This is a genomic window from Microvirga pakistanensis (assembly GCF_004458765.1).
In the GTDB taxonomy this organism is placed as follows: Bacteria; Pseudomonadota; Alphaproteobacteria; order Rhizobiales; family Beijerinckiaceae; genus Microvirga; species Microvirga pakistanensis.
The window spans coordinates 1-218 of record NZ_SPJX01000665.1 but is presented as its reverse complement, the minus strand read 5'-3'; the positions used below and the strand labels follow the sequence as shown (position 1 = coordinate 218).

1 protein-coding gene is annotated in these 218 nt (G+C 63.3%); it reads left to right on the top strand.

The features are described from left to right. Positions 1–132: 132 nt before the first annotated feature. Positions 133–218, top strand: an 86-nt coding sequence (locus E4K09_RS26300; protein WP_244610704.1) for a BA14K family protein, incomplete at its 3' end; no start/stop codon positions are given.

Sequence of the window (218 nt, the reverse complement as noted above, 5' to 3'; positions counted from 1 at the left end):
CCGGCAATCCATCAACCGCCTTGCGGAACGCCGTCTTGGCCTTTCCGGGAATTCTCCCTTGGTTAGGGATGTGTTGGAGGGCATACAAAAGGGGCGCTCCCTTTTCACGCCCCACCCCCTCCTCCCGGCACGGTGGACCCGCAGCTTGCCGCCTATTGCGCCCGCAAATACCGCTCCTACGATCCGGTGACGGGGACCTTCCTGGCCTCGAACGGCAT